Below are 26,648 nucleotides of genomic sequence, written 5' to 3'. Positions count from 1 at the left end.
TAACATTGCGGTCGCACGCCTCATGCTTGATAATGTTCCGCATATTAAAGTCTATTGGATTATGACCGGCTTGAAGACTGCGCAAGTCGCACTCCGTTTCGGTGCCGATGATATTGATGGCACCGTGACCGAGGAAAAGATTACACACATGGCGGGTGCGGATACGCCGGAGGCAGTCTCCGTTTCGTCGTTAACACACCTCATTGAAGAGGCGGGTTTCGTGCCTGTTGAGCGCGATACGCTTTACAATGAAATCATTCGAGAGGGGGATCGGTGGTACAGAAAAGCCGCTTGAGGATAGGCGCGGTCTCATTTTTGAACACCAAACCGCTCATTTATCCCCTGTTAAATAAAGAAATCCAAGCAGATATTGCGTTGACCGTTGATGTTCCGAGTCGTGTTGCAGCACTTTTAAGTGCAGATGAACTTGATGTCGGACTGATTCCGATTATCGAATATTTTCGCGCGAATCCTTCGGATACGAATTACTGCATTCTACCCGATATATCAATTGCATCGCACGGTAGCGTCCGAAGCATCCAACTGTTCAGTCGTGTGCCAATTCAGGAAATTCGACGCATCGCACTTGATACCAATTCACGTACCTCCGTCGCACTCTTGAAGATTCTGCTCGCTGAAAAATATGGGGTTTCGCCAGCGTTCACAGCATGCGCCCCGACAGTAATTCCAAGCACAGCACTTCAAAACCGTCAGTATCCACCTTTTGAGGCGGTCCTCCTGATTGGAGATCCTGCACTCAGACACCTCGGTTCAACGGAATATAGCGTTGATCTCGGTGAGGCGTGGTATAAGTTAACGGGATTGCCGTTCGTCTATGCCTGTTGGGTAGCAAGAGAAGAAGCGCGCTTCAACGATTTAGCGCAAGTGCTGTTTCAATCAAAGGAACGTGGGATCGCGCAAATTCCAGAGATCGCACACGTTGAGGCGCAAAAGTTAGGTTTACCCGAAACACTTTGCCTCGACTATTTGCAAAATCGTATCAAATATGACCTTGACGAATCTGCAATTGCTGGCATTGAACTCTTTTATAAGTATGCTGTAAAAAATGATCTTGCACCGCCATGCCGTTCTCTAACTTTTAAATCTTGCTGAAAGGGCGGAAAATGGAAACCGTTGAGAAATCCACCAACAATATCAAGTTTGAAAAGCGGTTTGAGGACTATCTCAAAAGTTGTGGACTCCGTTTAACACAAAAGCGACTGGATGTTTTAAACCAAGTCTTCGATTATCCCGGCCATTTCCAAACAGAAGACCTTTTAGTTCAGATGCGACGAAACGGGTACTTAGTCTCGCGGCCGACGATCTATCGAACGCTCCCGTTGCTTGTGAAAAGTGGGTTGTTGACAGAATTTATTGACGCGCAAAAAAACACCCGCTATGAGAGCATCCATTCGTTGCGAGAACATGCACACCTGATCTGTCTACGGTGTAATGAGATTGTTGAGTTTAAAGAACCGGGGATTGATGCATTGCAAAAATCGGTGTGTGAAGCACACAACTTTAAAGCCGTGCGCTTCCGTAATGAAATCATCGGTTATTGTGCGGAGTGCCAGGCAGAGTTAGAGCCAAAAACGCCTGATGAAGCCGACGAAACTACTGCTTAAGACGACCCCACGTTGTGGTGAGCAATCCTTCAGGTTCTACCGGCAAAGTTTTCTCTTCCGCTTTTTCGTAGTCCTCATCTGTAGGTTCGTATTCCAAGTCGCTGGACCAGCAGAATACGTCGTACTGGACCTGGAGCGAGCTCTGCCGCGTCCAGATCATCATAACGTTTTCACCGTCTTGTAATTTGTTAATCGTACCAGCATCCTGTCCAAAATCACCTGTCCGCATCCACGTCCAGGCAGGAACGTTTTCCTCAAAGATAATATCAGCGGGACGGGCAAACGCAGGTTCCGCATCTGGAATCTTATCACCATCATCACCCAAAACCCACAACCAATCTGAGTGGTTGCTCGGATTAATGAGCCGACCAATGAAACGCCATTCCCCGGCTTTTCCACCCGCACGACTGATGTCGAACCTATAGAGTATCCAGCCTTTTTTCCCTGCCCCGGCATTTGTAACAATATCCCCGAATGCCCCGTCAGCAGGGTCTACAGCCTTTTCGCCTTTGCCCAATTTATAGACATCCTCGGAATCCCTTTCATCAAAGGCTTCCGCCTCAAACCATATCTGTTCACCCTTGCCAAATTCTGAGACTTTGAATTCTTCTACAGCAAAACCTGTAATGGGTTGTATCAACAGAAAGCAGAACGCTAAACCAAAAATCAACTGACATTTCTGAAGCATGATAATTCTCCTCTATTGATTTGGGTGCTATTTTAAAGGAACTGTGGTTAAGTTGCAATATTAAAAACTTGACATACGTCTGGAAATATCGTATAATTCAGAAAAGACTTCTTTACTAAGCGTATTGTAGACTACAGTTTATCTCATAAGTCGTAAGCCCAATTTGCAACGTCGCATGTATACGCCGCAGGTAACCGATCATTACGAAAACCCGCGCAACGTCGGGACTATCGCAGATGCCAGTGGCACTGCTACCGTCGGTTCTCCTGCCAGCGGTGAGATGGTAAAATTAACACTCAAGATAGTCGATAATGTCATTGTTGCGGCGAAGTTCCGAGCGTTCGGATGTCCTACTGCTATCGCGAGTGCTTCTATCCTTACCGAACTTGTTACGGGAAAGCATACCTTGGAAGCAAAAGAAATTACCGCAGTGCAGCTTTCCGATGCGTTAGGAGGGCTACCAGAAGATAAACTTCGTTACGCTGGCACTGCTGAAAATGTTCTAAAAAACGCAATTGCTGATTTTTTATCCAAATAGGAGGTGCACTCACCATGATTAGTGTCACAGAATCTGCAGCACAAAAAGCAATCACACTCATTAGTAATAGTGAAACGCCGACTGAATCCGAACTCGGCTTGCGGATGCAAGTTGTCGGTGGTGGATGCTCCGGTTTCCAATATAACCTCGAATTTGGTGGGAAAAAAGACACTGACAAAGTGTTTGAATTTCACGGATTAAAGGTTTTCATCGATCCACGTAGCACGCTATATCTCGCAGGTTCCGTCCTCGACTATAACGACGGGTTAATGGATTCAGGCTTTAAAATAACCAACCCAAATGCTAAAAATACATGCGGTTGCGGCGAGTCCTTTAGCGTTTAACACGTCTGGTTATGTCTTGTAGGCATGCTCTATGGACTTGTGTCTTTAAAAAATATCGCTCTTTATTAAAGCGCGCCGATATAGGCGCGCTTTTCAGTGACTAACCCCCTTACAGACTTATACCCACGATGATCTCAACTCATGCACCTTCAGTGACACCAAAGTTGCATCACCACCATCGGCGTAAACACCAATATCGGCGTCATCCAAATCAGGAAGGAAATACGAGGTCATTGATAGTTCACCGTTGTTCCCAAATGCCTCAATAGAGATGCGATCAACCAGAATTTGCAGACAGATTTTGCCATCCTGCGGTGTGAGGGGACCGCTTCTTTCGAGGAATGTCAACTGTTGTGCTGCGACATCATAACGAACGTCTTGCCCACGGATCTTGAAACCGACAGCACTCGCATTATTAAGTGCTATTTCAGCGCGAATATCAAACAGTTCACCCGTCAATCCTGCAAGCGGATCTTCCGCGGGTGTAAGCGTCAGATCGCTCCATGCATGCGTATACGCATGAATGTTTTCAATTTCTGCTACCGGTTCTCGATGGAGACGGATACCCTCTGAAGTCGTCCGAAGGGTCAAACTGCACGGGAAACTCATCTGTTGGTTGAAGGGCATGTCTGGCGGATTACTGCCACTCATCCAGGCAACCTGGATGCGTCTGCCGTCGGATTCTGGCACGTCGCTCCACGTTTGTGCTGCATAGAAATTAGCACCATAATCCGCGCGATGCGCCTCGTCTTCTGGTGTAAACGTCGTACCATCAAAGTCACCGACATAATACTTCCCCGCCGCGCCCCAGAAAACCCACTTCGTGTTCTCAGGATCGCCATCAACAGGCAGTTGAAAGATATCAGGACATTCTGTATCGGGAATCTCCAAGTCAGATAACCGCGTCCACGCCTTAAGGTCTGTTGAACCGAACAGCGTGTAATCATTTTTGTCGAGATAGAGAGCCATCACCCATTTTTCTGTCGGTTCATGCCAGATCACCTTCGGGTCACGGTTGCTTGCGACGATATGTTCAATGACAGGATTCCCTTCGTATTTTATCCAACTCCGTCCGCGGTCGTTGCTATACGCGATACTCTGCGTGAACGGTACCTGTTCCGGTGCATGGCTACCGGCAGATGTATAAAAGTTGACAAGCACCGCCTCATCACCCGTCTGGAAACCACCGGTATTTTTCCAATCCACAACACCGGAGCCGGAGAAGATGGTACCGAGTTCGTCTGGGTGGATGGCGTGTGGCAGTTGTTTCCAATGGACGAGATCTCGACTGACTGCGTGTCCCCAAGTCATGTTACCCCAATTGATACCGGACGGGTTGTGTTGAAAAAAGAGATGATACTCACCCTTATAGTGGATCAAGCCGTTCGGGTCGTTGGTCCAGTTGGTTTTCGGTGTAAAATGGAACTGTGGACGATACGTTTCCTTATAAGCCGTCTGAATCATTAATTGTTCCTTTCGGTTTTAAGCGTTCCAAAGAGATACGCGCGATTTTTTCTGTTTGGCATACTATTTTATCTGTATCTTTTATTTTGTCAAGAGTCCTTGCTTGTTTTCCCATGGCTTTCAGTTTTAGACTTTTGTCCAGTTTAATCGAAAAGTCGCGACCGGGAGTGCTTCGCAGTGCGAATCCTACAGTGGAGCATATAATACCCAAAATCTAAAATTTCGGAAAACTAAATGGCCCTGTAAATGCCTCGAATATTTGACATCCACCGTAGTTTCCTATATAATATTCCCATGCCACGTAAAAACAAAATTCTCAATATCGGTGACGCAGCACCTTTATTCACGCTGCCATCGCATCAAAGAGCGGACATCTCCCTTGAAGCATACCGCGACGCACAACATGTCGTCTTAACTTTCTTTCGAGGGACATGGTGACCGAACAGTCGCCGCCAGTTGTCGGCAGTCGAAAAAAATGTCGAAGCATACGCAGCATACACAGCTACGCCACTTGCCATCGCGGGGCAGTGGCCCCGTGAACTCCGCGGTTATGCCGATAAAAATGGGATCACATTCCCACTATTGGTGGACAAAACGCGGAGCGTCATCAAAAGTTACGGGGTCTATCACTGGCTCAGCCTTGAGGCTTATAACATCGCGCGACCGTCAACGTTTATTATTGACAAAGCGGGGGTTATCAGATACATGTACATCGGCACGCATCAGTTTGATCTTGTCCAACAAACAGAAATTCTTGAATCCTTGAAAGCGGTGGCGAAACTTTAATAAATGATTTGATTTCTAATGAAAATGTGATATACTATGAAAGTAAAAGTTATCAGTTGTCAGAGTGATTTTTTCTTCAAAAAAATGTTTCAGTTTGCTTCGCAGCGAGAAAAAGAGACTTTAGGATCATCAAAAACCTCTTGTAACTGATAACTGAAAACTCTAAAAGTGTAGATAACATATCGTTATGGACGCAGCACATATAGCCTTCATGCAACGCGCACTGAAGTTGGCAAGGCAAGCAAAGGGACGCACGAGTCCGAATCCGCTCGTTGGGGCGGTCATCGTAAAAGACGGTAAAGTTATCGGCGAAGGGTATCATCACAAAACGGGAACGCCGCACGCCGAAGTCCACGCCCTCAACGCCGCAGGCGAGAACGCCAAAGGTGCAACGCTTTACACGACGCTTGAGCCGTGCTGCCATTGGGGACGCACCCCACCCTGCACAGAGGCACTAATTCGTGCTGGCATCGCTCAGGTTTATATCGCAGGCGTTGATCCGAATCCGCGCGTCGCTGGCAAAGGCATTCGTCAACTTAAGAGGGCAGGCATCGATGTCTATGTAGACGTATGTAAACAAGAAGCAGAAAAATTAAATGAAGTTCACACGAAATACATTCAGACCGGTCTGCCTTTCGTTATCCTCAAATTCGCTATGAGCCTTGATGGAAAGATAGCGACCGCTACGGGTGAATCGCAATGGATTACATCTGAGGCATCGCGCCAACGCGGGCATGAGATTCGGGACGAGGTAGACGCGATCCTCGTCGGTAGAGGCACAGTCGAGCGCGATAACCCGGCACTCACGACGCGTCTACAGGGAAGACCTGGACAGGATGCGATCCGTATTGTGATGGATTCACACGCGAGGACACCTACGGACGCACGTATTTTCAACGTCGAAAGCAGTGCAGGTGTGATTGTTGCTGTAACACCAGAAGCACCGTCTGAAAACGTTGAAGCACTCGAAAAGTCAGGAGCGGAAGTGATAACTGTGCCGGGAGCATACGGAAACCAAGCCTGTTTTAAGTGTCTGATGGAGATATTGGGCAAACGTGAGATAACAAGCGTATTGATAGAAGGTGGCGGCGAAATCAATGCATCTGCCATCGCAGCGGGAATCGTTGATAAGGTTATGTGTTTCGTTGCACCTATAATCATTGGTGGACGGAACGCGCCTGGACCTGTCGGTGGTGAAGGGTTTCCCAATTTGACGGATGTCCCTCACTTGCGGGGAGTCCATATCACGCAGATTCCTGATTCCGATTTTCTCATCGAGGGGTATCTATAGCATGTTTACCGGGATTGTTGAAGCACTCGGAACAATCAGAAATATCCAGCGCAAACCCGAAGGTGCCATTCTTGAAATTCAGACGCGTAACGTTCTCGCCGATGCGGAAATTGGCGACAGTATCGCCGTTGACGGTGCTTGTCTCACAATCCGTTCTCTTGTACCGGAGGCATTTACTGCGGATATATCTGCTGAAACCTTACGTCGTACGACATTAGGCGAACGGATAGCCGGTGAACAGGTTAATCTTGAACGCTCACTCCGGTTAAGCGACAGATTGGGCGGACATCTTGTCCTCGGACACGTAGATGAAGTTGCGACGATCTGTGCATGGAAGGACGAAGGCGATGCCTCTCTGATGCGAGTAACGATGAGCAGCAACATCAGACGCTATATTGCATACAAAGGTTCTATCACGGTTGATGGTATTAGCTTAACTGTTTCAGACATCTACGCAGACACCTTTGAAGTTGCCTTAATTCCGCATACAAAGCAGGTAACAACTCTCGGAACGAAACGGAACGGCGCAAGGGTCAATCTTGAAGTTGACATCGTTGCGCGTTATATTGAAACGCTGCTTAAAAATACCGAAACGGAGAAAGGGTGGACCGAACAATCCTCCTCCGAGACACTCAATTTGAGTTTTTTAGCGAAACACGGGTATATTAGTTAACAGTTAACAGTTTTCGGTTAAGAGGGTTCTTGTGGCAGTAACATATTGTGTAACCACCACAAGCATTCACTGACAACTGACAACTGAAAACTGACAACCATTCCTCCGATAACTGACAACCATAAAATGGTAGGCAAGAATGCCAGACAATTTTAATACTATTCCTGAAGCACTTTCTGCAATCGAAAATGGGGAAATGATTATCGTCGTTGATGAACCCGACCGCGAGAACGAAGGCGATCTCATCATGGCGGCTGAAAAGGTGACGGCAGAGACTATAAATTTCATGGCGAAATACGGTAGGGGGTTGATATGCCTACCTACGTGTTCAGAACGCCTCGCCGAGCTCGAACTCCAACCGATGGTCGCTGCGAACACGGCACAGATGCAGACGGCATTTACAGTCACTATTGACGCGAAAGAGGTGACGACCGGTATCTCCGCGCAAGAACGCGCATACACGATCCAGAAATTCGTTGATGCTGATGCTATCCCCTCAGACTTCGTTCGACCCGGGCACATCTTCCCGTTAGAGGCAAAACCCGGTGGCGTCCTACGGCGTGCTGGCCATACTGAAGCCACCGTTGATTTAGCACGGATGGCGGGGTTATATCCAGCAGGTGTCCTCTGTGAGATACTCAACGAGGACGGCACCATGGCACGCGTCCCGGAATTGATGGCGTTCGCTGCGGAACATCAACTCAAGATTATCACAATCTCTGACCTGATCGCATACCGCCGCCAGACAGAAACGCTTATTAGACGCGTCGCAACGGCTGATATACCCACCGCACATGGCGAATTCAGACTCTACGCCTATGAAAGCACAGATACATCCGGCGAAAGCGTCGAAACTGATAAAACGCACATCGCCCTCACAAAAGGCGATATTGCCGATGCAACCCCGCTTTTGGTCCGCGTGCATTCGCAATGTCTGACCGGCGATGTCTTCGGTTCACTCAGATGCGATTGTGGTGAACAACTCGAAATCGCACTCCAAACCATTGAAAAGGAAGGCAGAGGCGTGCTCCTCTATATGCGGCAAGAAGGCAGAGGGATGGGACTCAAGGGGAAACTCCGTGCCTATCAGTTACAAGACAATGACGGATTAGATACCGTCGAAGCAAACGAACATCTCGGATATCCCGCGGATTTGCGAGATTACGGCATCGGTGCACAGATATTAGCCGACTTAGGTGTCCGAAAGATGCGATTGATGACGAACAACCCACAAAAGGTCACAGGCCTGTCCGGACATGGACTTGAAATCGTCGAGCGGGTCCCTTTGCAAACGAAACCGAACGCCTTTAACCGCCGATATTTAGAAACAAAACGTTCTAAACTCGGTCATCTCCTCCTACACGAGGAATAAAGAATAGGAGAGTTATCAGTTAACAGTTAACAGTTTTCAGTTACAAGAGACATTTGATTGCCCAAGCTGCCTCTCTAACCGACAACTGAAAACTGACAACTGAAGACCCAATAAAAAATGCCAAACGTCTACGAAGGATACCTTCTCGGCGAAGGACTCACATTCGGCATTGTTGTCAGCCGATTCAATAGTTTTGTTACTGAAAAGCTTCTCGCTGGCGCGTTAGATGCTCTAAAACGGCACGGTGTCGACTTGGATCAGGTCGATGTTTTTTGGACTCCGGGTGCCTTTGAGATTCCCGGAATCGCCAAACGCCTCGCGGAGAGTGAAAAGTATGACGCTGTCCTCTGTCTCGGCGCAGTCATCCGCGGCGCGACACCCCACTTCGATTACGTCGCCGCTGAAAGTGCGAAGGGCATTGCGCAGTTATCCGCCAGTACGGGCGTCCCCGTTATCTATGGTGTCATCACGACAGATACAATAGAGCAGGCACTTGAACGCGCCGGTATCAAGGAGGGCAACAAGGGTTCTGAAGCCGCCATCGCTGGCATTGAGACCGCTAATCTTTATAAAACAATTGAAAAAGCCGTTATATAAGTTATCGGTTATCAGTTATCAGTTGTCAGTCACTCGCGGGGCATTGACGATCGTTTGCAACTGCCACAACAACCTCTTAACTGACAACTCTCACTGCGAGGCAAACTGACAACTGACAACTATAAAAAAAATGATAGCAATCATAGATTACGACGCAGGCAACCTCACAAGCGTTGCGCGTGCATTGACACACCTCGGCTATGAAAATGAGATTACGTCCGCCGCTGAAACGATACGCGCGGCGGATCGCGTTATTTTTCCCGGTGTCGGTGCCGCAAAAGCCACGATGCAAACACTACAGAAACGTGGATTGAACCAAGTCCTGACAGATTTCTACCGTACCGGCAGACCTATGCTCGGTATCTGCATCGGTATCCAGATCCTTTTTGAACACAGTGAGGAAGAGAATACCGAATGCTTGGGACTTCTACCCGGATACGTAAAGAAATATCCAACGATAGATACAGAAAAGAAAACCGAAACATTAAAAGTACCACAAATCGGGTGGAACGAAGTACATCAGACCCAATCGCATCCAATCTTTAAAGACGTTCCGAATCCGGCGCACTTCTATTTCGTCAATTCTTACTATCCTGTCCCAGAGGCAGAAGACATCGTGATTGGAAAGACGCAGTACCGACTCGAATTTTGCAGCGCGATTGCACACGATAACCTCATCGCAACACAGTTCCACCTCGAAAAGAGCGGGCGCGTCGGATTAAAAATGCTCAACAACTTTCTGAAATTTTAGGGTTGTCAGTTAACAGTTGTCAGTTATCAGTACCTGACAACTGAAGACCGATAACTGATAACTACAAAATATGCTTACGTTTTTTCTTGCCCTTCTCGTCATACTTATCAACGTCAGTACACATTTGTTTCAGATGCAGGCATATTATGCCGCTGTGAGCCACTGCTACTACGGCGTAATGATTCTCGCGGTTATATATGCTCGCCCCCGCGAACAAAACATTCTGTTCGGCATCACGGCATTAGCCAATTGGGTCTATGTCTTCCGCTACCCGACTCAGACAGGGAGCATCATTATTGCGCTGCTGTATCCGTTCCTTGTGTTCGGTGTTATCCGTATCATCCGTCAATTCCAAACCCAGCGACGTAGCCGTGTCGAAGAGATGGAGGAGATACATAGCGTCAACGCGAATTTAGAAAAACAGATAAGAGACATCTCCACGCTTTTTGAGGTGAGTCAAGCGGCGAACGCGAACCTTGAGCTGCAGGGGCTCTTTCAGCGCATCATCGAGATTTTGTCCAAACGTCTCGGCATATATCGCGGTGCTTTGCATCTCTATGAAAACGGAAAGGTTGTCACTTCGGTAGAAGCTGTCTTAGGACTCACCCCAGCTGAAATGAAACGCGGCACCGATAATCAGATGGAAAACATCCAGAAACAAGTGCTGACATCCGGTAAAGCGATCGGTGTACCACAAACCCGGAGTCCGCTGAGTTATATTAAATTCTTTGAGCCAGAACGCGTCGAATCTAAAGACGTGATTGCTTTCTGGTGTATCCCAATTATTGTGGAAGAGCACGTTATCGGGACATTGACAATTGACAAGGCTTCGGATGAATTTTCAGCAGAAGACGACCGGCGGTTATTGACAATTATTGCTTCAACTATTGCGCAACGCGTCAAAATTCAGCAAACGATTGACGCGCTCGTTGAATCAGAACGGATGGCAACACTCGGAAGGTTAGTCCGAACGATCGCACACGAAGTGCGAAACCCGTTGGGCAGTATCCGACTCGGCACCCAGCTCCTCCAACACGCTGAGACAGAAGGAGATTCACAAACTGGCACCCATCCCGACGCAGTACAACTCTCTCAAGATGAGATTCAGGAATACACCGCGATCATTATCAAAGAGGTGGATAGACTCAACCGGTTTATTGAACAGTTACTGGCTTTCAGCAAACCGGCGATGCAGGTCGCGAAACGTACGGATATCCATCAACTGCTTGAGGAGAGCCTCACGATCTGCCGTCCTGAATTCGAGCATCATGCTATCACAGTCGCCACACAATACGACAGTGCCTGTCCGCAAGTGAATATAAACGAAGACGGCATAACGCAAGTGCTTCTCAATCTATTCTACAATGCCATTGAAGCAATGGATACAGAAGGGACATTGGCTATTCAGACAGAATACCTACCGGCAAAGGAAGTCATCCATGTACGGGTTCAAGATGACGGTCCGGGAATTCCACCTGAAGATATTCCAATGCTCTTCGACCCGTTTTATACCACTAAACAGAAGGGAACAGGGCTTGGGCTTTATATTAGCCAAAAAATTCTTGCCGAACACCAAGGGGGCATTGAAGTTGATTCTAACCTTGAAGTCGGCACGGCATTTGTCATGTCACTTCCCGTCAATTAACTGCTTGTGGACGTGTCCTTCACGCACAACGCAACAGAGGAGGTAGTTTTCAGTTTTCAGTTTTCAGTTAAGAGCCACCCTGTAGTGGTTATCATAAACTGGACTGTTACAACATACTTCTTTCACTGACTGCTGACAACTGACAACTATAATTTATGTCAAATCTTGTGCTTATCGCTGATGATGATGATAGCCTTCGACACATACTCGCCGCCACTCTCGAAAAGACGGGATATAACACCCTGAAAGCACGAAATGGGGCGGAGACCCTCGCGTGTGTCAAGGAGACAAATGTTGATGTTATCCTGCTTGATATCTGGTTGGGCGACACAAACGGGCTTGAATTAATTGAGGACATCCAGCAGTACAATAGCACCGCCTCAATCATTATAATCACGGCACACGGCACAACGCAAACCGCTATTGACGCAGCGAAACAACGCGCTTACGGATACCTCACTAAACCGATTGATCAGAAGCAACTCATTGAACTTGTCGCGCGCGCCGCATCAGCAACACAACAGACGAAGAATGTCAAGGCATCTACTACACCTGATTTCGATAGACACGGGAAAATGGTCGGACAGAGTGCTGCAATGCAGGAGGTATACCTCAAGATAGGGCGTGCCGCTGTCAGCGATGAAACCGTTCTTGTCTTAGGCGAAAGTGGGACCGGTAAAGAACTCGTCGCGCAATTGATTCATCAAAACAGTCGTCGTGTTCACAATCCGTTCGTGGTTGTTGATTGTGGTGCTATGCCGTCGAGTCTCATTGAAAGTGCGCTCTTCGGACACGTCAAAGGCGCGTACACAGACGCCCACAGCGCAAGAAAGGGAAAATTTCAACAGGCGGACAGCGGTACAATCTTCCTTGACGAAATCGGAGAATTGCCCATCGAAGTCCAGATGAAACTGCTGCGCGTCCTCCAAGAACGCGAAGTAGAACCGATGGGCGGCACCGAAACACATGCTGTCGATGTCCGAATCATTGCCGCTACGAACCGTAGACTCGAAGCCGCGATTGCGCAGAAATCGTTTCGGGAAGACCTCTACTATCGTCTCAATGTCATCCCGATTTCGCTCCCGCCGTTACGGGAGCGGAAAGAGGATATACCGGAACTCATAGATCTGTTTATACGCCAGTTTGTTGAAGAATATCAATTGCCTGAAATCAGCGTATCCGTGGAAGTCATTAAACAACTTACGACTTATGATTGGCCCGGCAACGTCCGGGAGTTAGAAAACGCTATCAAGCGCGCACTCGTCATGTGTTCAGGGCAAATGCTATTGCCTGAGCATTTTGATCCAATCTTAAAGGAATTGGCACCGATAAGCGAACCTGGAAATCTCAATGCTCAGGTTCATGCGATACTCCAAGCACACATTGAACAGTATATGGAATCCGACACACCGTCAGGGAAACTTTATGCTGAAATCCGAGAGATTTTCGAGAAACCGCTCTTTAAAATTGTGCTTGAGCACACCAACGGAAACCGGAGTAAAGCATCAGATATTCTTGGCATTAACCGAAACACCCTTCACACGAAACTTGTTGAATATGAACTTGTTTCATAAGAGTAGTTTTCAGTTGTCAGAGCGATTTTTCTCTCACTGCGAGGCATGAAAAAATCTTTCAGTCGTCAGTAACAAGAGGTGTTGGGATCGCCTAAAACTGTTGGATAAATCTAAAACCCTCTTAACTGATAACTGATAACCATAAAATAGTGAAAGATAAAACGTATGGATTTAGCAAAAGTAATTGGCACCGTTGTCGCAACCCGAAAAGATCCGAGTTTAGAAGGCACCCGCCTCCTTGTTGTCCAACCTTTAGACGAGAAACAGGAACCGATTTCTGACCCGCTCGTTGCAGTTGATACATTAAACGATGCCGGGGTCGGTGAAATCGTCTACATCGTCACAGGCGGTGATGCCGTCAGCGTTATACCCGGAAAACGGATGCCGGTTGATGTCGCCATCGTCGGCATTGTAGATTCTCTCTCTGTGACCCATGCAACGAACGCTTCAAAAGAAACCCCACCAGAAACGGAGTCTTAAAAATGTACATAGCCAAAGTAATCGGAAAAGCCGTTTCTATCGTTAAACATGCTGCATACGAAAACCGCACCCTGCTGCTCGTCCAACCGTTAAGCGTCAAGTCCGAACTTGTTCGCACGCCAACGATTGCTGTTGACTACGTTGGTGCTGGTGAAGGGGACACAGTGATTGTGGGTGCGGGTCCCGGCGTTGCACAAGAAGTTTTCGGGGTTGAAGATGCGCCTATCCGAGAACTTATCATGGGTATCGTGGACACAGTCGATATAACATTTCAGGAGGAAGAAGCATGAGCCGTATCGTCATACCTATCTGTTGCCTTTTATTTATGGCATTACACCTCAACGCGTGTAGAGTCGCACAAGTATTATCTACACAATACAGCGAGAATATAGCGAGTGCCGCTTACGGCACTGAAGCGAACCATCCAGGTGTGAACGATGGAAATCTTAAAACACTCGCGACACTTCCAGCGCAAAACGAACGGAACTTCATCATCCAATTCGCTGATGTTCATCCCGTCCGGAAAATTGTTATCCACAATGGAAATTTGTTTCGATTTGCGATGGATTATCTGAACGAAGAAACCGGGCAATGGGAAACGTTTGATACAGTCGTCCAGCGACGCAATGTTGGCGACGAAAGGGCGCAAGCGGAGTTCATTTTTGATAGGCTAAACTTCCAGACGAAGATGATTCGCGTCACCGTCACTCGGACGGTTGATGATGCTGTTATCAACAAAATAATGGCAGAACCGGGAGACAAAATCGTTGACCGGCGGACAACGCTTGCGGGTAGGTACTTCCCACATTATCGCGTCATGCAACCCTCAGTGGCGCAAATCCGTGAGATTGAAATCTACCACCTCGCCGAAAAGTAGATGGTTAAATAGTTATCAGTTATCAGTAACAAAGCGTCGGCGCGTTTTGTAAGCGCGCCGATCAATCACACATCATTAATTGTCCAACCTACGGTCAACTTCTCGGCTGCATAAACGCCACATTTTTCAAAGAAAAACGAGACGACCTACAACAAACACTATAAAATAAAAAGTGCCACCTATTCACAGGTATTTTATAACTCAAGTTGCTACCAACGGATTTTGAGCATTGTAACACGGTTTTTCCGACACTTTCTTCACCCCGTAGGGGTGTTATTGCTTCGCAGTGAGAATAGAAAAAGCATATTTAAGCGACTGCACTCCGTAGGAGTGCCATTGCTTCGCAGTGAGAATAAATTGGTGGCAACTTGCGTTATTTTATAGTAAAACCTATAATTAATAGGGCACTCTCAAACAGCCTGAATACCTATAACAGGCATTCAGACTGGCACAGGCTAACAGCCTATGCTACAAAGATGTCCACTTATTTGTGGGCTTTACTATAAAATTGCAACTGTCAGTTTAGCAATAGACCACTCTGGAGTTAATCCTTTAATGCAAATGTCTCCGTTGAAGATACGCACAACCGCGCGCCTATGGTTACCAACGCTATTCATAATATTCTTCTTCTGTTTAGATCTTAGTGCCTTGCCTGTCCAAAATGGAAGCGCAGCAGCCGCACCGATCACTTCAAGCGATCAACGTTCCCGTATTACTACAAGGCGTAGCACTGTTCTGCCAAGGCATGTTGAATTAGTGAGTGCTACCGCGCAAGGTATAACAATTCAACTGCTCATCCCTGAATCCGATTTTCGCTTTAATAGCAGTAACACCGAAATTGAAACTGGGAAAGTTGAAAATCAGACGATCTCTTTCTCTAACTGCCGGTTCACTACTGAACCGGGGGCACCACGTCTTCCCGTCCAGACCACACTCCTCGCTGTCCCCGCCGATGTGGATTTTCAGTTGCGGATTGTCGAAAAGCGTTTCAGTACACGCAGCGTGGAAAGGATTGTCTATACACCAGCACCGCAAGGTGCAATACAACAAAAAAGAGACCTTTTTTCCCCTGACAACCTTGCTGAAATCAGGGAAGATGGATGGATGCGAGAAAACCGTATCCTCGCTATCCAACTCAATCCTGTTCAGTATAACCCTATTCGTCGTGAAGTGAGGCTCTACCACCGGCTCGTAGTTGAAGTCCGGTTTATCAAAACGCTTACACGTGGTGTGAACGCTTCACCCTCCGCAATGCCGAGTGGTTTACGCACCGAATCCGCTGCCTATAATGCCATTTTCAACGATCTGCTTATTAACCCACAAAACGTCGAGCAGTGGCGTCTACCTATCGCACGAGTACCTTCAGCCCCGAGTGTGCTTTCCACGCATCCACAGTATAAAATCAGTGTTACGGAATCCGGAATGTATAGCATTGCCGCGTCAGATCTCGCCGCAGCGGGCGCCGATGTTAGGGCTATCATGCCGAGGACATTGAAGTTGATAAACAAAGGGGCGCAGATTCCGCTCTTTGTGCGCGGCGAAAACGATGGCAGGTTCGACTTAACAGATGAAATTATCTTCTACGGCGAACGCCAGCATGGAGAGACCAGTTACATTGATCCCTTCACCGATGAGAATATCTATTGGCTTTCATGGAACTCGGGACCCGGGAGTCGGATGGTAACGAAAACGGCCTTCACAGGAACAAGCGATACACAAGATCACAAGCTTTTTCTGACACGTGCCCATTTCGAGAAAGATAACACTTTTAGAAGGTTCCGGGATGTAAATCTCGCGGAAGGGCAAACATACGAAGAATTCGGCGCGGGTTTACAGACCCGTTCATTTAGGCTAACAGAACTACCGGCACTCCCAGATGACAGCTGGTTCTGGGCACAACTGACTGCACCGGCATCAAAGTCGTTCAACTTTACGCTTGTAGGTCTCGCAAATACCGCCCGCCCCGCAACGGTCCGCGTTAGCCTCCACGGTAGATCCAACACAGGGCACGACTGCGATATATGGCTCAACGATAAAATCAGACTTGAAGAAGCACAATGGACCGGTGAAACCGAATATCAACTTCAGAACCAAGAACTTCCTCAATCCTTCCTTCAGGATGGACGCAATGTTCTTCAGATTATGAACCCCGGAAGTCCCGAGGCACTTATTGATATTATCCTGTTGAATTGGCTCCAAGTCGACTATTGGCGGAATTTCGACGCAAAATCGGATGTCCTGCCTTTTGCAATCACGCCGTTCCCGGACGAAACGGGTGCTGTAAATCCGAATTTCGAGGTTATCTTAAAGAACTTCTCTACCCCCGATGTCGAAATTTATGGGATCGACGGTACCCGCTATGATGGATTATCGGCTCTTGTAGATGAAGATGCCCCTGGTACTTATAGAATCATCTTCCGCGCCACGCAAATCCGTCCTAAAGACGAGAAGGACCCCGCTATCCAATACATCGCCCTCACTCGGAACCAATTCCGAAAACCGAAAATTTCGGTGGATGCCCGATCCGATTTACGCAGTATTCAGAACGCGGCAGATTACATCATCATCACACACACCGACTTTATCCACGATGTTCAGCCACTTGCCGACTTTCGCAGCCAACAGGGGATGCGTACCAAAGTTGTTGATGTCCAAGATATCTATGACGAATTTAATCATGGCATCCTCAATCCGAACGCCATTCGTGAGTTTCTTAAGTACGCTTACGCCAACTGGCAGCCTCCCGCTCCAACGTATGTGCTTCTTGTAGGCGACACGCATATCGATATAAAAAATAACACCAATTTTGTGCCAACAATACGTGTGCAAATCCCAGGCTACGGATCCAGTGCGAGTGATCATCAGTTCGTCACATTTCGTGGTGAAGACAATTTTCCAGATATGCTCATCGGGAGGATGCCTGCGAATAATCGCGTCGATGCCCGCATATTCGTTGAACGCACCATTAAACATGAAACCAGTTCACCGGCAGGTCCCTGGCATAAACGGTTGCTGATGCTTGCAGGTTCGGATGACACATTCCATTCTCAGATTGATCGACTCATCTCGCACAATCAACTCAGGAACAGGTATGAGACCGAACGCATCTATGCACCGTATAAAGATGAACTGGATCTGAGCATTGACGAAAGTGTTACTACGCCTATCGCCAGACAGGTTATCGACGGCTTCAACAACGGTGCAAGTCTTATCAACTATATTGGTCACGGCGGTGGCGGTATCTGGTCAGACAGCCGCATGCTTGACTTTGAGGACCCTGAACAAAATTTAACCAATATTTCACAACTTCCATTAGTCATCAGCATGACCTGCTACACCGGTGCCTTTGACGGCACCAAAAACAGTCTTGCTGAAGAACTCCTCCGCTCGGAAAATGGGGGTGCTATCGCTGTCATTGGAGCTACCAGTATCGGACTCTTAGATGGTGACTACATTCTCAACCGCGAAATTTTCGATGTTCTTTTCAAAGGGCATACCCAGAATATTGGTGCTATCTTCGCCCAAGCCAAAACCCAATTTCTCATAAACACCCCCGGATTTCTCGATTTGACCGAAGTCTTCACCCTCTTTGGCGATCCGGCGACACAGTTGAAAATACCAAACAATCAAATGGAGGTGGTAATAGATTTCGGCAGTTCATCTACTGAAAGTACTTTCAAAGAGAACCTCCTCACTGTCTCTGGAATACTACCCGACCGGAGTTTTAGCGGGGATGCTGAAATTAGTGTCGTCCCAACAACCGAAACTGGCAACGATATACCGCCGGAAAAAGAGACAGTCTCTGTCGTTAACGGACGGTTCACGACGCAAATACAACTCCCAACGGATCCCGAATTTGATACGGGCAGTGTGCAAGCCTACGCATGGAATTCAGACGCTGATGCGATCGGGTATGCCACCTATAACGCCCTATCACAATACGTTGATAACGTGCGCCTTACGCCATTTCCCGTTCAACCGAACCAACCCGCCTATCTTTACACAAGCGTAGTTAACGAAAGTGCTATTGACGAAATGACCCTTTTTTGGAGTTGGGATGGTAGAGAATTTTTTGCAATTCCTGTAGTCCCTCATAGCGGCACCACCTATAGAAGCGAGCGACCTATCCCCGGACATCCTGATGGCGATATTATCGATTATTACTTTGAAGTGAAATTAAAAGCCGGACGTGTCCTACGAACAGAGACTGTTACTTATGATGTTGGATATGTTGAACCTGAAGTGGATCTTGTCCTTTTGGAGCAGACGATTACATGGGGCACCACACCGCCCTTTACGCTCTCAGCACAAATTCGCAATCAAGGAACCAAAACAGCCCGAAATGTCACTGTCCACTTTTTTCAGAAAACGGTAGACACCGAAACTGAGAATTCTGGCACAAATATCGCGGCTGTCCCTACGCTTTCAGAACTACAGAACACCCCGCCGATTGAAGGTGTTCAGATAATTTCCGAAATCCCACCTGACGCCCAAATCACCGTGAGCGTGCCGTGGGAACCGTTGCCGGGAAACTATCTTATCACAGTTTATGTCGATATGCCTTCTGCCGAATTGCCAAAAGGAAGTATCATTGAAAGACTGGAAAGAAATAACATAGGAGATCGGCAGTTTGTTGGTAACCGTATCGTTCTGACGCCTGAAACACCCAACCCGTCCATTCAGAGTAAAGATGGTAGTTTCCGAGTCGCTATTCCGTCAGAAAGCCTTCAAACGACTATGGTGCTGACCTATACTGAAGCGGCACTTACTATCACCAATCAACCCGATATTGTAAAGGCAACCCCTGCATCGGCTCTCGCCTATCAACTTGATTTGAGCGAACAGACTGAGTTAACAGCAACGGCTACTTTCTTAAAAGCGGGGAGCGACGATCCGCATATCTACCGACGCGATGACAACGGGAATTGGATTTTAGTTGGAAACCAAGAAACAACGAATGAAGAGACGATCTCAGCAGAAGTGAAACTCCCTGGGACATTCGCACTATTATCTCACAGCGATACAAGTCTACCCGTGCTTGAGTTAACCTTTGAACATCAAGGCTTCGTTGATGGTGATTATATTTCTGACACCCCAACCATTTCAGCACGGATTGAGGATGCCAACGGTATTGACTCACGTCCGGCGCACATAATCCTCACCCAAAACGGGCAGCGGGTACCGGAGGACGAATATGTGATTACGGCATCACCTACCAACAGCAACCTGATGCTTATAACCTATACGCCTGTCTTGGAACCCGGCGAGTACCGTATTCGGTTGCAGGCACAAGACGCAAACGGCAACGCATCAGACGCGACGCAGACCGCGACCGTCGCAGGCGAATTTGAGATCAAAAATATCGCCAATTTCCCGAATCCTTTCGTCCCCGGAGACGGAACGCATTTTGCCTACTACCTCACCAAGGGGGCTGACAAAGTCAGTTTGAAAATCTATACGATAACCGGTCGCCTGATCCTCGCCGTTGATACGCTTGACGCATCTGTTTCTTTCAATGAGTTTCACTACGATGGCTACGATGCCGACGGTGAACCGCTTGCGAACGGTGTCTACCTCTACAAGTTCACCGCCCAATTCACCAACGCTCAAGGCAATACAGTCCGCAAACAGAAGTTCGGAAAAATAGCGGTGCGGAAATAGTTACCAGTTGTCAGTCCTCAGTACGATTTTTCTGCGAAAAATCTTTCAGTTGTCAGAAAGAGAGTTGGAATACTCCCAAAACCTCTTAACTGACAACTCTCACTGCGAGGCAAACTGATAACTGATAACTATTTCCTCTGATAACTAATTACGCAGGAGCACTTCAATAATCCTGTCAAAAGGCTGATCTGGAAATAGAGATGCAAGTTTCTGCGTATACGTCAGCGGTGTGAGTTCCAAAATCTCACCGTCTATATCCACCCTATAGTTCCGATGCACATCTACTCCTGCTTCAAGGAGTGCTTCAACGACCGCCAAGCACTCGTCAAGTGCTTCTGCCGCCTCTCTTAGACCATACCACGTCCCTATCGCCACAAGAAGCGGAGACATCTCATAGGTGTGAGAGACTGTTTCGGTCGCGAGTGTTTTTGTGCCTGGTAAGAAAAGCGGAGACATCTCACAAGTATGCGCGCCATCGTCACCCAATTTCAGATTCTGCACGACATCGTAGCGAGACTTCGCTTTAAGGGATGCGCTCGGATCGGCACCGTATTTGAGTAAGAGTCGTACCTTTTCGGGTTGATAGACCTCACACGCAAAAACAAGCGCATTTGTTATAACTGAAGCAGCGGGTTTAGTGGTTTCAAGCAGTTTCTCCGTTACGTCCAAAGCAAAGGTCTGTGTCAACGCAGATGCTAAATCCTTCTCAATGTCTATCTCATTGGCTGCTGCGACAGTAAATAAAAGCCCAAGGATAAATTCGCGCCCATAAGCCGCCGCGATTTCGATAGGTCGAAATTTAATCTGATTACCACAAACGAATTGCTGCTCAAGTAATTGTGGATTGGCCGCAACGTACGCGCCAGCCTGCCCCAAATCGTCCATTGCAAGTGCTGCCCCTAAATCAGGGACTGCCCCGTTTTCAACCAAGAGATCGTAGAGAGGTTTTCGCGGCTCGGCATCAAATGCAGAGTGATGCCACGGTTTTACGAGTAAATCCATCGGTGCTTTGCCTTCCGCCTGCCCTTCCGTTACCAACGTCGGGTCCGCTTCAATCAGGATTTTGGCGATCTCTATCCGATTGCACCCTGCGGCAATTGCGAGCAGGCTTATGCCGCTCCATTGCCTTGATATGTCAAAACGTTGTTTAAGCACCTCTGGGGTGTTACAGATAGATGTCTCAACATATTCACGGTCATCCATGAGAACCGCCGCGACGACATTCGTTGCCGCCCCGTGTTCCCTGAAGAGGTCATAGAGTTGCCGTATCGACCTGTACCATCGTTCTTTACCGAAATTTATCAGCCCTCTCGAGGCGAGTGCTTCGATAGGCGTTCGTCCGTCCTCATCTCTCGCAGAGACAAGTGCCGGGTCAGCGGTTAGCAGTTCTTCCACCTGTTGAATATCCGTCTGTGTGAGATCCGGGGTGCGGAGTATCTGGAACAAGAGGTCTTTAGCTGGCACTGTTTCTGTATTCCGTTCCTGACGTAGCACCGCCTCCTTTAACTGCGTCCAACTCGCGAACCCATATTCACGGGCAATAACAAGTTGTGCGTCCTGCAGACCGAATGCAGCGTTTTGAATCTCTACATCTGTGGCATCGGAGAGTTTTGGGAAGAATGCGCGAATACGCTGGCACGCGTCAAGCGCGCCTTCCTGATGTGCCTTAAGCAGCTGTTTCGCTTGAGACTTAAGGTGTTCAAGACTTGGATTAGGGGGAAATTGTTTCTGTTGCATGAGAATCTCCTCTCGTCATACCTGTTGTCCGCATCTACAGGCAAAGAAAGAAGATTACAGTGAGAAAAAAAAACATGGAAGGATAGACACCGCATTCCCCATACTTCCTTTTTCTTTCCGCCTTCCGCAGATACATTTCTATTTCTGTATTAACATCTTACGTGTAGCCGTGAAGTCACCTGCGGCCAGCGTATAGAAATAGAGTCCACTCGCGACTTTTTCACCGAGTTGGTTTTTTCCATCCCAATAGGCTGCGCGTCCACGACTCTGATAAACCCCGGCAGGCTGATGTCCCAACGTCAATGCCCGAACCAATACGCCGCGGACATCGTAGATCGTCAAGGTTACATTTGCAGCTTGTGCCAAGTGATACGGTATCCATGTTTCAGGATTGAACGGATTGGGAAAGTTTGGTAAAAGGGCAGTCTCTTTCGGTGTCAATGCCACGAGGAGTTGTTGTAAAAATCGGATACCGCGTTGTGAATGCATATCTGTGAGGTTCAACCGCTGAGCAGCGGATAGCCACTGTTTGACATCTGTAGCAGTGAGCATTTCTAAGATTTGAGGATGTACAGAGGGTGAAGCACTTGTGCCTAAGGCACCAGCGACCAAGACGAGATCAGCGATGTTGACCACACCATCACTATTGACATCTGCAGCATTTTGTCCTGTCTGTCCGAGATTTGAAGCAACTAATACCAAATCGGCAATGTTTACAGTGCCATCACCGTTCACATCGCCTATAAGTTTAGTGGGTTCGGTTATTTGAGAATTTTCAACCTGAGGCGCAAACGTCTCACCTGTGCTGTTGGACAAAAGGACATCAGATAACGTCAAAGTAGATGCCTGCACTGCGATAACTTCAAAGGTGAGCGTAGCGAGGGTGCCGTTACCCTTGCTTTCGCCTGCAAGAGATGCGGCGTTCAGTTTCACAAGATTCCCTTCCAAAATCGGAGGGACAAAGAATGCGCCATCGGGCAGATAATCACTGTTACTACTTTCCACATAACGGAGAGCGGTGTCGTCGAACTGCACGGTTGCTTGGTAGCCTGCAACATTTTTACCGTTAGTAATTTTTATCGACAACTTGAGCAGTTGACCAATATTGGGGGATGGCACACTCATAGGCAAAAGACTCACCGTATCTGATCGATCTCCTGTATCGTTATCAGTGTTATTTTTTTTAACAGTGCCATCGCCATTAACATCCTCAGGGGATCCTGAATCTTCGATAGCTGCTGATTGTGTCGTTTGTAAGAACGTTGCAACGCTTGTTTTCATTATCAAATTGATTTCATCTTTGTTCAATGCCTTGGAGAAGATGACGTAATCGTCTATTAAACCGACAAAGTTTTCCCAAGAGGTGAACCTACTACCAATGAGGTAAGCGGTGTTCCCGCCATCCGTTTCTTGAAAATCTGTCTCAGCGACTTTCTCTCCATCAACATAGATCCTAAATTTATCACCATCGTTTGTGACGGCTACATGGACCCAAGTATCGGCTTCAAAGAGACCGGGATCGGTCTCACAGAGATCTCCGTATGACCATTCGCCATCGATTCGTCCACGCCAAGAGATGATGCCTTTGTCTTCAATAATGAATAAGGTGTTAGTGCCGCTTTCCACCGCCACCGGTAAACTCCGCCAAACGTGTCCGTAAGCAGTTCCAGTTTTCGGATAAACCCAAACAGCAAGTGTGAATGGGTCCGCTTTGAAAAGGTCGCCGTGGAGTGAGTCGGAGGCATCCATTTTGACATAGACCCCGTTATTGAGTGCTATCGCATCTCCAAATTTGCCTTCAACATAGTTGGTTGTGCCTATTATTTGACCGTGGTTGCCATTTCCAGAAGCATCTTCTGAGCTCCTGTCAAAGGGGTAGTATGCCACCAAATCTGGGACAGCGTTGACATCCGCATCTATATCTTCATTAGAGTCTTGAGAATCTTCCTGAATAAACAGCCTGCCATCTTCATTAAGGAATGTAGCATCCTTACGACTTAGGGCATAATTCTTCAGATGTTCTTTAACTCCCGAAATTATATGTAGAGGTGCATACATTATACCTATACGATTACCAATTAAACGAGTTGGAGCGTGTTCAAATAAACTAAAAGAATGTCCAAGCTCATGTGCCAATAATACTTCTAAAAGCCGATCATTATTAGCTGGAATAACTATCATGCTATTACAATCTTTTAAATCAGCGGGTAAAACACATAATGGCTTTGATACAGCTGATGCCCCTGGTTCAACACCTCCTGTTGCTCCACCCAAAAATACAACATATATCTGGTTCTGTAAACCCCATTCTATAAGAGATATTTCTCTATGAATTTGAACAGAAGTATACTGGCTTAGTTTTAACTTAGCATCTATCACCACGATATCAGGATCAAAATCAAAGGTTTTTCGACCAAAGCCGTGTTTATCCATTTCTGATGCAAAAAAAGATTGAACCTCTACCATCGCCTCACGGAGTCTATCAATCTCATCTTCGCTCGGCATTTGAACATCAGATGGCTTGAAATAGATAACCTCGATAGGCGGTTCTGCATAAGCAAATAGTGAAAGACTTAACAAAAGCCACACTAAGAATAAAATCGTCCTTTTTTCATCGGTAAATCTAATTGTCGTAGCCACTTTGACCTCCTTTTTTTTGGGGTAATATGCGAAGCGGACGGGTCGAAAAGAATCCAAAACAACCCGCCCGCCAATATAGTTAAGAGATGATGGTATATGCTTACCTATACGATCTCAAGCTTTGTTTTTGAGTCGTTCAACAAGTTGACGTAATTCTGTGGGTGTTCCAGTTGATATTCATTTTACCTTCAGGCACGCACGCGTTGTATTTCAGGCGTAAACACCTCTTTGAACGTCAGTAACGTTTTGATATGCCATGCTTTGAGGGTTTCTGATGTAGGCGCATCTGAGTTAATATTACCGGCACGCCACAAACCTACGCTCCTTTCGGTGTGATTGGAGTAGCTCATAGTGAGTCACCGCACTTTGGGATTTCACACCTCAAAGATCACGTGCCGAAACTCATAGTCGCCGATGGGGGCCTATCAAAACTTCCCATTCGTTGACCGGACCGTTAAATTCGGTCTTGTATGACCCGGCAGATGTCTCCCATCCTCGTGTCGATGTATTCTAATCTGGTGCTTACATCATCAAGCGACCTTGTGATGTCTGCAAGCGTTCCTATGATGTCTTCTAACAAGTTGATGTGCTGCTGCTGAAGTTCAATTCACAAGCTGCAACATGAGAGTGAAGGAAATTCCTTTTCTCCTACTCTAATAAAAATGACAGGACTATAGGGGTGGGTGCGCGGATAGGCGCGTCGCGAGGGAATAGAAAGGTATTTGGCAACCTTCCCTATAGGGTGCTGGTTCCCATTAATCTCACACACAAAGTGTCCGTTGTGATACAATAGAAACCAGCGCTGTCATACTCGTGTTATGGCAGTGCTGAAGCGTCGCGGGTATTCGTAGTACCTGCGGCGCACCTAATGAATTAGGAAGCTGCCCTGACGTGAACAGCACTTCATTGCTTTGAATTCACGTCAAATACATTATAGCAAAAAAAGAAAATTTTTGTCACTAATTTTTTTGGATTCCGGAGCACTCGGCATTCAGAAAACGTCCCGATCAACAGGATAGTTGTGGGAACTCTCTGCTGGCACGGTGTGTGATTTTATCCTGCAAGTGTATCATCAGAAACGCCCTCACTCAGCGTTAGGGTATTTGACACCTCTCGAATTTCAACGACAAAACTTGTCTTAACTTTGCTAATTTTTGGTCTGAATAAACGTTGGCACTTCACAGCAATCTACGAACACCTTGAGGCTATAGGGGAACAAATAGAATTGGGGAAAATAAAAGCAAAAGGCAAAGGACTCTTCAATAGGGACGATCAAGGTGAAGATTGGTGGAATCTCAGAGTTTGTGCTTATTACACCGAATTTAATAAAGAAAAGATTGTTTGGGGAAACATCGCATATCACAGCACCTTTTGTTATGCGGCTCAAGGAGAATTCATTACTGCACCTGCAAATCTATTAACCTCATCATCAAACGATATTAAGTATCTATTGGGATGTATGAACTCGAAAATCTTCAATTGGGAGTTTGTGAATTTAGGAATCCCATTAGGTTATGCTTTTGAATGGAAAAAGCAGTACGTTGAGTTGATACATGTTCCATCCATCACCGACGAAAATCTCGAAATTGCAGAACAAATTGAAGGTATAGTCGTGCAGATTCTCACCGCCAAGAAAGCGGATCCCGAGACTGATACGACTGCTTTTGAGAATGAGATTGACAAGTTGGTATACACTTTATACGATTTAACCCCTAAAGAAATAGCGATTGTTGAGGTAGCAGCAGAGTAAATTGTCTGAATCGCGGATTATCGCGGATTACACGGATTACACGGATTACGCTCCAGCGGAGCGGTATGTAACGCTTGAAATTGATTTGATGTCGGATATCCAGAGCCATTCAGTTTTCATAATGTACTTTTTTCATGAGTTGAAGAGCTTGCCAA

The 26,648-nt window shown here is 47.0% G+C and carries 23 protein-coding genes; 18 read left to right on the top strand and 5 right to left on the bottom strand.

Going from position 1 to position 26,648, the window contains the following annotated elements; genetic code table 11:
• From OXH00_17265 to OXH00_17255, 3 genes are all read left to right on the top strand, one after another.
• Positions 1–295: aminofutalosine synthase MqnE (locus OXH00_17265; GenBank protein ID MCY3742767.1), on the top strand; the 295-nt coding region annotated here is incomplete at its 5' end.
• A complete protein-coding gene (locus tag OXH00_17260; protein ID MCY3742766.1) occupies positions 274–1,113 on the top strand; it encodes a menaquinone biosynthesis protein in 840 nt (279 codons plus the stop codon). The genes OXH00_17265 and OXH00_17260, both read left to right, overlap by 22 nt.
• 11 nt (positions 1,114–1,124) lie before the next feature.
• Positions 1,125–1,625 carry a Fur family transcriptional regulator gene (locus OXH00_17255; protein MCY3742765.1) on the top strand — a complete coding sequence of 167 codons (501 nt, stop codon included), beginning with the start codon at positions 1,125–1,127 and terminating at the stop codon, positions 1,623–1,625.
• Here the strand turns inward: OXH00_17255 and OXH00_17250 are convergent.
• The gene (locus OXH00_17250) at positions 1,615–2,313 is read right to left on the bottom strand and encodes a hypothetical protein (protein ID MCY3742764.1); all 699 of its coding nucleotides are present in this window, start codon (positions 2,311–2,313) and stop codon (positions 1,615–1,617) included. The two genes, OXH00_17255 and OXH00_17250, sit on opposite strands and share 11 nt — an antisense overlap.
• Positions 2,314–2,488: 175 nt before the next feature.
• On the opposite strand from OXH00_17250, the gene OXH00_17245 reads away from it, so the two are divergent.
• Together OXH00_17245 and OXH00_17240 are read left to right on the top strand one after the other, a co-directional pair.
• On the top strand, positions 2,489–2,851 hold the full coding sequence (locus tag OXH00_17245) for an iron-sulfur cluster assembly scaffold protein (GenBank protein MCY3742763.1): 363 nt from the start codon (positions 2,489–2,491) through the stop codon (positions 2,849–2,851).
• A 14-nt stretch (positions 2,852–2,865) separates the two neighbouring features.
• Positions 2,866–3,195 (top strand): iron-sulfur cluster assembly accessory protein, encoded by a 330-nt coding sequence (locus OXH00_17240; GenBank protein ID MCY3742762.1) that lies wholly within the window; start codon positions 2,866–2,868, stop codon positions 3,193–3,195.
• 117 nt (positions 3,196–3,312) lie between these two features.
• Here the strand turns inward: OXH00_17240 and OXH00_17235 are convergent, their stop codons facing one another.
• The gene (locus OXH00_17235) at positions 3,313–4,659 is read right to left on the bottom strand and encodes a glycoside hydrolase family 32 protein (protein MCY3742761.1); all 1,347 of its coding nucleotides are present in this window, start codon (positions 4,657–4,659) and stop codon (positions 3,313–3,315) included.
• A 294-nt stretch (positions 4,660–4,953) separates the two neighbouring features.
• On the opposite strand from OXH00_17235, the gene OXH00_17230 reads away from it, so the two are divergent.
• The 12 genes from OXH00_17230 (at position 4,954) to OXH00_17175 (ending at position 20,366) form a co-directional block, all read left to right on the top strand.
• On the top strand, positions 4,954–5,445 hold the full coding sequence (locus OXH00_17230) for a peroxiredoxin family protein (protein ID MCY3742760.1): 492 nt from the start codon (positions 4,954–4,956) through the stop codon (positions 5,443–5,445).
• A 187-nt stretch (positions 5,446–5,632) separates the two neighbouring features.
• Entirely contained in the window at positions 5,633–6,736 is a 1,104-nt protein-coding gene (gene ribD, locus OXH00_17225) for a bifunctional diaminohydroxyphosphoribosylaminopyrimidine deaminase/5-amino-6-(5-phosphoribosylamino)uracil reductase RibD (GenBank protein MCY3742759.1), read from the top strand.
• A gap of 1 nt (position 6,737) precedes the next feature.
• Positions 6,738–7,409, top strand: a complete 672-nt coding sequence (locus tag OXH00_17220) for a riboflavin synthase (protein ID MCY3742758.1) — start codon at positions 6,738–6,740, stop codon at positions 7,407–7,409.
• Positions 7,410–7,548: 139 nt separating this feature from the next.
• A complete protein-coding gene (locus OXH00_17215; GenBank protein MCY3742757.1) occupies positions 7,549–8,781 on the top strand; it encodes a bifunctional 3,4-dihydroxy-2-butanone-4-phosphate synthase/GTP cyclohydrolase II in 1,233 nt (410 codons plus the stop codon).
• A gap of 117 nt (positions 8,782–8,898) precedes the next feature.
• The gene (gene ribE, locus OXH00_17210) at positions 8,899–9,378 is read left to right on the top strand and encodes a 6,7-dimethyl-8-ribityllumazine synthase (protein ID MCY3742756.1); all 480 of its coding nucleotides are present in this window, start codon (positions 8,899–8,901) and stop codon (positions 9,376–9,378) included.
• A 130-nt stretch (positions 9,379–9,508) separates the two neighbouring features.
• The gene (gene hisH / locus OXH00_17205; GenBank protein ID MCY3742755.1) at positions 9,509–10,129 is read left to right on the top strand and encodes an imidazole glycerol phosphate synthase subunit HisH; all 621 of its coding nucleotides are present in this window, start codon (positions 9,509–9,511) and stop codon (positions 10,127–10,129) included.
• Positions 10,130–10,199: 70 nt separating this feature from the next.
• Positions 10,200–11,774 carry an ATP-binding protein gene (locus OXH00_17200; protein ID MCY3742754.1) on the top strand — a complete coding sequence of 525 codons (1,575 nt, stop codon included), beginning with the start codon at positions 10,200–10,202 and terminating at the stop codon, positions 11,772–11,774.
• 155 nt (positions 11,775–11,929) lie between these two features.
• Entirely contained in the window at positions 11,930–13,348 is a 1,419-nt protein-coding gene (locus tag OXH00_17195; GenBank protein MCY3742753.1) for a sigma-54 dependent transcriptional regulator, read from the top strand.
• A gap of 165 nt (positions 13,349–13,513) precedes the next feature.
• Positions 13,514–13,828, top strand: a complete 315-nt coding sequence (locus tag OXH00_17190; protein MCY3742752.1) for a EutN/CcmL family microcompartment protein — start codon at positions 13,514–13,516, stop codon at positions 13,826–13,828.
• 2 nt (positions 13,829–13,830) lie between these two features.
• The gene (locus OXH00_17185; GenBank protein ID MCY3742751.1) at positions 13,831–14,118 is read left to right on the top strand and encodes a EutN/CcmL family microcompartment protein; all 288 of its coding nucleotides are present in this window, start codon (positions 13,831–13,833) and stop codon (positions 14,116–14,118) included.
• A complete protein-coding gene (locus OXH00_17180; GenBank protein ID MCY3742750.1) occupies positions 14,115–14,705 on the top strand; it encodes a hypothetical protein in 591 nt (196 codons plus the stop codon). Before OXH00_17185 ends, OXH00_17180 begins: the two co-directional genes overlap by 4 nt.
• 555 nt (positions 14,706–15,260) lie before the next feature.
• Positions 15,261–20,366, top strand: coding sequence for a C25 family cysteine peptidase (locus OXH00_17175; GenBank protein MCY3742749.1), 5,106 nt, complete (start codon positions 15,261–15,263; stop codon positions 20,364–20,366).
• Positions 20,367–20,510: 144 nt separating this feature from the next.
• Here the strand turns inward: OXH00_17175 and OXH00_17170 are convergent, their stop codons facing one another.
• From OXH00_17170 to OXH00_17160, 3 genes are all read right to left on the bottom strand, one after another.
• Positions 20,511–22,103, bottom strand: coding sequence for a hypothetical protein (locus OXH00_17170; GenBank protein MCY3742748.1), 1,593 nt, complete (start codon positions 22,101–22,103; stop codon positions 20,511–20,513).
• Positions 22,104–22,241: 138 nt separating this feature from the next.
• Positions 22,242–24,743, bottom strand: coding sequence for a dockerin type I domain-containing protein (locus OXH00_17165; protein MCY3742747.1), 2,502 nt, complete (start codon positions 24,741–24,743; stop codon positions 22,242–22,244).
• A gap of 188 nt (positions 24,744–24,931) precedes the next feature.
• Positions 24,932–25,093 (bottom strand): hypothetical protein, encoded by a 162-nt coding sequence (locus OXH00_17160; protein ID MCY3742746.1) that lies wholly within the window; start codon positions 25,091–25,093, stop codon positions 24,932–24,934.
• Positions 25,094–25,968: 875 nt separating this feature from the next.
• Between OXH00_17160 and OXH00_17155 the strand changes: the two genes are divergently transcribed.
• Complete coding sequence (locus OXH00_17155; GenBank protein MCY3742745.1) at positions 25,969–26,493, top strand: hypothetical protein; 525 nt, start codon at positions 25,969–25,971, stop codon at positions 26,491–26,493.
• Positions 26,494–26,648: the final 155 nt, after the last annotated feature.

Source organism: Candidatus Poribacteria bacterium (assembly GCA_026706025.1).
In the GTDB taxonomy this organism is placed as follows: Bacteria; Poribacteria; WGA-4E; order WGA-4E; family WGA-3G; genus WGA-3G.
Note: the sequence above shows the minus strand (reverse complement) of the source record. Positions and strands in the feature narration are given on the sequence as shown.

Bases quoted from the DNA above. Each gene is read 5' to 3' on its own strand.
- OXH00_17250 (MCY3742764.1), bottom strand. From the start codon at position 2,313: ATGCTTCAGAAATGTCAGTTGATTTTTGGTTTAGCGTTCTGCTTTCTG.
- ribD (MCY3742759.1), top strand. From the start codon at position 5,633: ATGGACGCAGCACATATAGCCTTCATGCAACGCGCACTGAAGTTGGCA.
- OXH00_17195 (MCY3742753.1), top strand. From the start codon at position 11,930: ATGTCAAATCTTGTGCTTATCGCTGATGATGATGATAGCCTTCGACAC.
- OXH00_17160 (MCY3742746.1), bottom strand. From the start codon at position 25,093: ATGAGCTACTCCAATCACACCGAAAGGAGCGTAGGTTTGTGGCGTGCC.
- OXH00_17245 (MCY3742763.1), top strand. From the start codon at position 2,489: ATGTATACGCCGCAGGTAACCGATCATTACGAAAACCCGCGCAACGTC.
- OXH00_17170 (MCY3742748.1), bottom strand. From the start codon at position 22,103: ATGCAACAGAAACAATTTCCCCCTAATCCAAGTCTTGAACACCTTAAG.
- OXH00_17175 (MCY3742749.1), top strand. From the start codon at position 15,261: ATGCAAATGTCTCCGTTGAAGATACGCACAACCGCGCGCCTATGGTTA.
- OXH00_17220 (MCY3742758.1), top strand. From the start codon at position 6,738: ATGTTTACCGGGATTGTTGAAGCACTCGGAACAATCAGAAATATCCAG.
- OXH00_17215 (MCY3742757.1), top strand. From the start codon at position 7,549: ATGCCAGACAATTTTAATACTATTCCTGAAGCACTTTCTGCAATCGAA.
- OXH00_17185 (MCY3742751.1), top strand. From the start codon at position 13,831: ATGTACATAGCCAAAGTAATCGGAAAAGCCGTTTCTATCGTTAAACAT.
- OXH00_17255 (MCY3742765.1), top strand. From the start codon at position 1,125: ATGGAAACCGTTGAGAAATCCACCAACAATATCAAGTTTGAAAAGCGG.
- ribE (MCY3742756.1), top strand. From the start codon at position 8,899: ATGCCAAACGTCTACGAAGGATACCTTCTCGGCGAAGGACTCACATTC.
- OXH00_17235 (MCY3742761.1), bottom strand. From the start codon at position 4,659: ATGATTCAGACGGCTTATAAGGAAACGTATCGTCCACAGTTCCATTTT.
- hisH (MCY3742755.1), top strand. From the start codon at position 9,509: ATGATAGCAATCATAGATTACGACGCAGGCAACCTCACAAGCGTTGCG.
- OXH00_17200 (MCY3742754.1), top strand. From the start codon at position 10,200: ATGCTTACGTTTTTTCTTGCCCTTCTCGTCATACTTATCAACGTCAGT.
- OXH00_17190 (MCY3742752.1), top strand. From the start codon at position 13,514: ATGGATTTAGCAAAAGTAATTGGCACCGTTGTCGCAACCCGAAAAGAT.
- OXH00_17180 (MCY3742750.1), top strand. From the start codon at position 14,115: ATGAGCCGTATCGTCATACCTATCTGTTGCCTTTTATTTATGGCATTA.
- OXH00_17240 (MCY3742762.1), top strand. From the start codon at position 2,866: ATGATTAGTGTCACAGAATCTGCAGCACAAAAAGCAATCACACTCATT.